Annotated in this window: 5 protein-coding genes and 5 tRNA genes; 7 read left to right on the forward strand and 3 right to left on the reverse strand. The window is 56.2% G+C overall.

Annotated features, from left to right (window positions below; genetic code table 11):
• The first annotated feature begins 95 nt into the window (after positions 1-95).
• The gene (locus tag RMO15_RS15895; RefSeq protein WP_309714429.1) at positions 96-1,334 is read left to right on the forward strand and encodes an IS110 family transposase; all 1,239 of its coding nucleotides are present in this window, start codon (positions 96-98) and stop codon (positions 1,332-1,334) included.
• A gap of 86 nt (positions 1,335-1,420) precedes the next feature.
• Here RMO15_RS15895 and RMO15_RS15900 read toward each other — a convergent pair whose 3' ends face one another.
• The 3 genes from RMO15_RS15900 to RMO15_RS15910 all read right to left on the reverse strand — a co-directional run bounded on the left by RMO15_RS15900 (position 1,421) and on the right by RMO15_RS15910 (position 4,695).
• Positions 1,421-2,011, reverse strand: coding sequence for a LacI family DNA-binding transcriptional regulator (locus RMO15_RS15900; RefSeq protein WP_309714430.1), 591 nt, complete (start codon positions 2,009-2,011; stop codon positions 1,421-1,423).
• 99 nt (positions 2,012-2,110) lie between these two features.
• Positions 2,111-2,911 (reverse strand): mechanosensitive ion channel family protein, encoded by an 801-nt coding sequence (locus RMO15_RS15905; RefSeq protein WP_309714431.1) that lies wholly within the window; start codon positions 2,909-2,911, stop codon positions 2,111-2,113.
• Positions 2,912-2,979: 68 nt separating this feature from the next.
• Positions 2,980-4,695: an amidase gene (locus RMO15_RS15910; RefSeq protein ID WP_309714432.1), complete on the reverse strand. Its 1,716-nt coding sequence runs from the start codon at positions 4,693-4,695 to the stop codon at positions 2,980-2,982.
• Positions 4,696-4,735: 40 nt separating this feature from the next.
• Between RMO15_RS15910 and RMO15_RS15915 the strand changes: the two genes are divergently transcribed.
• From RMO15_RS15915 to RMO15_RS15940, 6 genes are all read left to right on the forward strand, one after another.
• A complete protein-coding gene (locus tag RMO15_RS15915) occupies positions 4,736-5,299 on the forward strand; it encodes a hypothetical protein (RefSeq protein ID WP_309714433.1) in 564 nt (187 codons plus the stop codon).
• A gap of 87 nt (positions 5,300-5,386) precedes the next feature.
• Positions 5,387-5,459: transfer RNA gene (locus tag RMO15_RS15920), tRNA-Met, on the forward strand.
• A gap of 178 nt (positions 5,460-5,637) precedes the next feature.
• Positions 5,638-5,710, forward strand: a tRNA-Phe gene (locus tag RMO15_RS15925).
• A 94-nt stretch (positions 5,711-5,804) separates the two neighbouring features.
• Positions 5,805-5,916: transfer RNA gene (locus RMO15_RS15930), tRNA-OTHER, on the forward strand.
• A gap of 19 nt (positions 5,917-5,935) precedes the next feature.
• Positions 5,936-6,064, forward strand: a tRNA-OTHER gene (locus tag RMO15_RS15935).
• Positions 6,065-6,221: 157 nt separating this feature from the next.
• Positions 6,222-6,294, forward strand: a tRNA-Trp gene (locus RMO15_RS15940).
• Positions 6,295-6,443: the final 149 nt, after the last annotated feature.

Here is a 6,443-nt window from a genome sequence, read left to right on the forward strand (position 1 = left end):
CCAGAATTTTTTAACACAGGTGCCCACGCAAGTCCGTCAAATGTAATATTCTCTTGAGGGGCTCACTTGAGATGCTCAAGAGGCAAGGAACCTTTATGGACACCTACTATTCCCATTGTGCAGGACTCGACGTTCACAAGAAGACAGTTGTCGCCTGCCGCGTTTTTCCCGGCCCCGATGGCAAGGATATTCAACAAGTACGAACCTTTGCTACCATGACTGCCGACCTGTTAGAACTTTCTGACTGGCTGGCGGAAGTGGGCATTGCCCAAGTCGCTATGGAGAGCACGGGCGAGTATTGGAAGCCGGTCTACAATCTGCTGGAGAACAATTTTGAACTCTGGCTGGTCAATGCTCGCCACATCAAGCAAGTGCCAGGCCGAAAGACCGATGTCAAAGATTCGGAGTGGATCGCTCAATTACTTCAGTGTGGCTTACTTACCAAGAGCTTTGTGCCCCCGCTTCCTCAGCGCGAGCTTCGCGAACTCTGTCGTCACCGAGCCAATTTCATCCGGGAGCGAGCCACGCAGATCAATCGGGTTCAGAAGACACTGGAAGGGATGAATATTAAACTTGCCAGTGTTGCCAGCGATGTGATGGGCGTCTCGGCTCGTGCGATGCTGGCTGCCCTTGTGGAAGGCAAAGCCAATGCTTCTGAGATGGCGGAACTTGCTAAGGGGCGCTTACGTTCCAAGCAAGAGCTTTTGGAGCGCTCTCTTGAGGGGCGAGTCAGTGCTCATCAACGCTTCATCTTGTCTGAGTTACTTTGCCAGATTGACAGTATTGAGGAAACGATAGCTCGCTTTGACGAGCAGATTGTGACTTACTGTCTCCCTTTTGAAGAGGCCGTCGTTCACCTGGATACGATTCCTGGTGTCGCTCGTGCGACGGCGGAGCTGATTGTTAGCGAGGTGGGAACGGACATGACTCGTTTTGCGACTCCGGGTCACCTTGCTTCTTGGGCAGGTCTTTGCCCCGGCAACAACGAGAGTGCGGGCAAGCGTTTTTCAGGTCGAACTCGTCCCGGCAATGCTTCTTTGCGTGCTGGTCTGGTTCAGGCGGCGCATGCTGCTTCACGCACCAAGACTTACCTTGGTGCCCAGTTTCGTCGTTTGGTTGTGCGGCGTGGGAAGAAGCGAGCGCTTCTTGCGGTCGCGCATTCTATTTTGGTGATTGCTTATCGTTTGATGGAGCGCGGTGAGGACTATACCGATTTGGGAGTTGACTACTTTGACAAGCGAGAGCCAGAGCGGCTTACTCGTAGCCTGACCAAGCGCTTGGTCAGCTTGGGGTTCGAGGTGAGTTTGACTCCAACTCCAAAGGCTTTGGCGTGAGTTCAGCGGGGATTTTCAAACCAGACGCCATGAACGGGGTTCACCTTGAAGCATGAAAATGCCCGAGGAACGCCGCCCGAAAGCGGCTATTTACAGGATAGAATCTTGCGGTGGCCATAGCCTGCCAGCGTTTCGATCGCGAGCCGTCCCACCGCCTGGTTATCCATCCCAATCGCAAGCTGCTCGGGCTCCGGTGCCGACCCACGGATCACGAAAGGCTGGCCCAGCTCGTGGAGCAAGGCGGGCCGTGGGTCGTTTTTCCGGATATCGGTGAGGATGAGAACATCGCAGGTGTGTGCCCTCGCAAGAGACATTAAAGAGTCCGCGGTTTCATACGGGCACTGATGGAGGAGCAGATGGAGCCCCTGCTGCGCCAAGGCTCCCATAAGCCCCCCGATAATCTCATGGTAGTGCGGGGAGAGCGCCTGGTCTCCTAGGGGCTGGAGCACCAGCCCAACCAGATCGGTTCGGCCCCTTGCCAAGTTCTGCGCTGCTTTGTTGGGCTGGTAGCCCAGCTCCCGTGCTACCTGCTGAATGTGCAGTTGCTTGGCCTGACCGACCGCACGTCCCGCGCGCTGGCGACCATTGAGAACGCGCGAGACTTCGGAGCGTGAGACCCCGACCTGTTGGGCAATATCTTCGAGCCGAACCGAACGACGGCGTATAGATTCTTCCAAATTTGACAACCTTGTGTTTCACTACCAGAGTTGTTACTTTGGACACAGGAAGTCAGCAAAAGTTGTACGGAATTTGGAAGAGATTTTGGGGATCGTGCTCTAGTTCTGACGAACAACAACGGCTTGCTCGGGAGCGGCGAAGCCTTTCTCATCACAGTAGCTCAAGATCACTTTGTTCGAATCGAAGTAGACCTGCCAGTAGTGATCGTTGTGGCAGTAGGGGCGGATCGCGAGAAGTGGGCCACCTGCACGGAACTCTAAAATCTCGATATTGGGAGCGGGGTCACTTAAGACATTTGGGATCGCCAGCAGGCGCTCCGTCAGCTCAGTTGCCACGGTTGCCAGCTCGACATTAGCTCCAAAGTGGCGGTTGAGATCCACCCGGCGGTAGGCGTTATGTGAAAAATTCTGGATGTTGTCCGCGAAAATCTTCCCATTGCCCACAACAGTCTGGACATTATCGGGCGTGTTGATCTTGGTGGCAAAAATCCCGATCTCCGTGACCGTTCCCGTGATGCCTCCTGCGCTGATGAAGTCCCCCACCTTGAAGGGCCGTAGCACCATCAGAAAGACCCCGGACGCAAAGTTAGAGAGCAGGCCGCTCATCGCTAGGCCCACCGCCAGACCCACCGATGCCAGAAGGGCCGCAAAACTCGTGGTTTGGATACCCAGAATTCCTAAGATCGAGATGACCAGGATAATATTAAGCACGCCTGTGATGACAGAAACAGCGTACTGTGTCAGCGTCGAGTCAATTTTCTGACGCGACATGGTGGTGGTCAGGAGCTTGCCCGCCATTCCAATGATCCAGCGGCCCACCACCAAGGCAAGAACTGCCATGATAACCTGCTGGCCCAGCTCCACTCCCTTTGTGGAGAGCAGCTCTAAAATTTTATCCATACAACTTCCTTCTTTCTTACTTACGCTCACTTTGTCGAAAGCGTCATTTGGATTGTTCCCCCATCTCGCTAGCGTTTCAGTGGCGGCGGCTCTTGTGGGAGTTTTTCCATATCGGGCCACTGGGTATGCCACTGCGTCGCTTGCTCGTAGGCGAAAGCGAGGCGCAGGATGGCGTCTTCGCGGAAGAGGTTTCCCGTGAACTCAATCGAGATCGGCAGGCCGCGCTCACTCTTGCCGCAGCGGGTGAGAAGCGTCGGCTGGCCGGTGAGATTGGTGTAGGTGATGCTGGGTGCGCTCCCCGCAGGCGTGACATAGACATCAAAATCCGTGAGCGCCGCTACCATCTCTTGCTGCAAGCGCCGCCGAATGCGCTGGGCCTGCAAATAATCCGCTGCCGGAATCAGCGCCCCCTCACGGAAGGTGTTGGGCCAGGAGCTATTGCCTTGTTGCACCAGCTCCCGCAGCCCGCCCGAGGCCGCCAGCTCGGAGAACGCCGCCGCGCCCTCGGCATGGATCGTCAGGCCCGGAATCGCGCCATACGCGGGGTCCATCTTGGGGAGCTTGACGGGCTTGGGAGTCACTCCCAGCGTCCGCAGCACGGTGAGCACTTCTTTCTGCGCCCCATTTGCCCGCTCAAAGCCTGCCTCATCGAAGCCCACCCGCAGATTAGAGAGCTTGCTGTCGGGCTTCCAAATAAAGGGAATATTGTCCAGCACACTGTCGTCAAAACCATCAGGGCCATGAATGACGGAGAAGACCAGCGCACAGTCCTCCACGCTCCGGCAGATGGGGCCGATCTTGTCCATGGTCCAGGAGAGCGCCATCGCGCCGTGGCGGGAGACGCGACCAAACGTCGGGCGCAGGCCCGTCGCGCCGCACTCACGACTGGGGGAGACAATGCTGCCGTAGGTCTCGGTGCCGATGGCAAAGCCCACCAGCCCCGCCGCCACCGCACTCGCCGAACCCGCCGACGACCCCGACGAGCCGCGCGTCACGTCCCACGGGTTGCGCGTGATACCCCCAAACCACACATCGCCCATCGCCAGCTCCCCCATGGAGAGCTTGGCGCAGAGCACCGCCCCCGCCTCGCGGAGGCGCGTCGCCACGGTAGCCTCCCGCTCGGCCAGCACCTGGTTCTTATACGGCGGTGCGCCAAACGTGGTGCGCGTGCCCTTCACAAAAAGCAAGTCCTTCAGCCCGTAGGGAATCCCATGGAGCGGCCCGCGCCACTTCCCCGCCGCGATCTCTTTATCCGCCGCTGCTGCCTGCTCCCGCGCGGTGTCTTCCAGTAGCGAGACCACGCAGAGCAAGCGAGGCCCGTAGGTCTTGAGCCGCTCCAGATACATCTCCGTGAGCTGAACGCTCGTCACTTTCTTGGTCACCAGTAGCTTGGTAAGCGTCGCCACGCTCGCAAACGCCAGGCTCTTCACGTCGCCGCTAAACTCCGGCATCTTGCTCTTGGCCAGCTTCGTCTCACTCTTGCCTGTGGGCAGCTTCACGCCTGCAATCACCGGGTTAAAGTGAAACGCAGGCGGCAGGCTCCCGATCAGCGCACTGGTTCGCACAGCTTTGAGACTCTGCTGAAACCCTGCCATCCCCGTCAGAAGCTGCGCCCGCTCCGCCTCAGTCGTCTCTCGCCCGATCAGCCTATCGGCGGCAAGCAAATCCCCCTCGGTGAGCTTCTCACTCTTTGGAGTCTCTTGCGCCTGCGTCTCCCCCGCCAGCGTGCTCACTGCGGCCACTGCAGCTCCCGTCACCATTTCCCGTCGGCTGATTTTCTTCATAGAGCATTGTACTCAATAACTGTCAGCGGTAAGATGTGCTATGTCTGAGATGTCACATGACGGAGCAGCCTATCTTGTTGCGTTCTTCAGTATCGTAGCATTAGTATTGGTTCCGTTTGGCATCCGGCTACTGAGGCAGAAACGGCCCATCGGATTGATTTTCATCGCTCCGTTTGTCTTGGCAATTGGGTGCTGGCTCTACATGAACCTCTCGTTTACGCGGCCAGCAACTTACCTCTACACAGATGCCTTTCAGGAACCCCCAGACACAACCATCACGGATTTGAAAGCCTATCAACGTGGTGTTTCTGGCTACTACCACGGCTACATTCAGTTTCACGCTCCTCCGAAAACGTTCCAGCGGCTCCAAAAGAAAGTGGTGGATTCTGCCTGGGGAAGCAGTTCGATAGGTAATTCTCTGGGATGGGGTGATGATTGGAAGCCCGACTGGTTCCATGCGTCTAAACTTCCGGGGCTTTCCTGGAAAGTGAAGCACCCTCTCTGTATCGGTCACTTCGGTCTAACCTTCACCTCAGATACCTGCGAGCTACGCTACTTCGAAAAAGAGAACCTGGTTCAAGTTCACTGGGGCTACTACGACTAATTTTAGAAAATCTCTTTTCTTCTTTAACAAGTCTGTTCCTATTTGCGATATTGCTCTCGCCAGTGGTTGAAATATCGCTGGAAATGCTGCGAAGTGGACAAGAGGTTAAGTCGCCAGTCTCATAATCTGGAGATCGCGGGTTCGAATCCCGCTTTCGCGCCCTTTTTAGTATGTCGTGGTGTGGAGAAAAAGAAGACTCGCCGGAATTGCTCGTAAGAGCGTTACTTTTCTTCGCCTTCTTGCCTGTTTTCGGGCCTACCGAGGAAGTTTATCAAGAACCTGGTGCCTGAAAGGGCGTGCAAGGTGCAAATCCTTGTCACCACGGCTTTTTCTGTTTTGGAGGTGTAGCTCAGTTGGTAGAGCGAGAGCCTGAAAAGCTCTGCGTCGTAGGTTCAAACCCTACCGCCGCCATTTGGTTCATAAAAAATAGAAACGGGCCGGAGCGTCAGGGTTATCTTCGCAAAGACAACTGCCCTGTCGCAGAAAATTGCCTGTTTCACGGTTTGGGGGTGTGGCTCAATGGTAGGGCAGTCCATCTGTTCCTCCTTGCCTTGGCTTTCGGGCCTGGGCCGCTTGCAGAAGGTTACCGGTTATAGGTTCGAATCCTATCACCCCCGCTGTTCGGTTTAGTTTTGTAGGAGCGTAGCTCAGTTGGGTAGAGCAGGAATTCCGTTTCCGCCCCTTGCCTGGTTGCAGTGCCGGGCCGAAGGTGACGGTTATCGACTTCTAATCGCCGGGTCGTGGGTTCGAGTCCCACCGCTCCTGTGTCAAAAAAAATAGAATTTCAGAACGGGCCGTAGCCATCGGGTTATCTGATCATTCCATAGCGGCTGGTCTTCGCGCAAGCGGAAAAACCTACCGGCCATAGCTCCGGCGGCGTCTCTTGCCCGTTCTACTTCCACAGACATCAACGACGAAATTTAGGGGTGTGGCGCAATTGGTAGCGCAACGGATTCCAATCCCGTCGGTTGCAGGTTCGAGTCCTGCCGTCCCTGTTTTCCCGCCGATTGGAACGGCGGGACTAAAGAGCCTTCGGCTACAAAGGCCGTTCCGGCCATACATCAATATATCCCCAAAAACTCCCCTCACTCCCCTTCCTCCCAGGATTGGGAGGAGGGGCAGGGGGAGGAGGGTCACGAAAAAT

It is taken from the genome of Armatimonas sp., assembly GCF_031410135.1.
Taxonomy (GTDB): Bacteria; Armatimonadota; Armatimonadia; order Armatimonadales; family Armatimonadaceae; genus Armatimonas.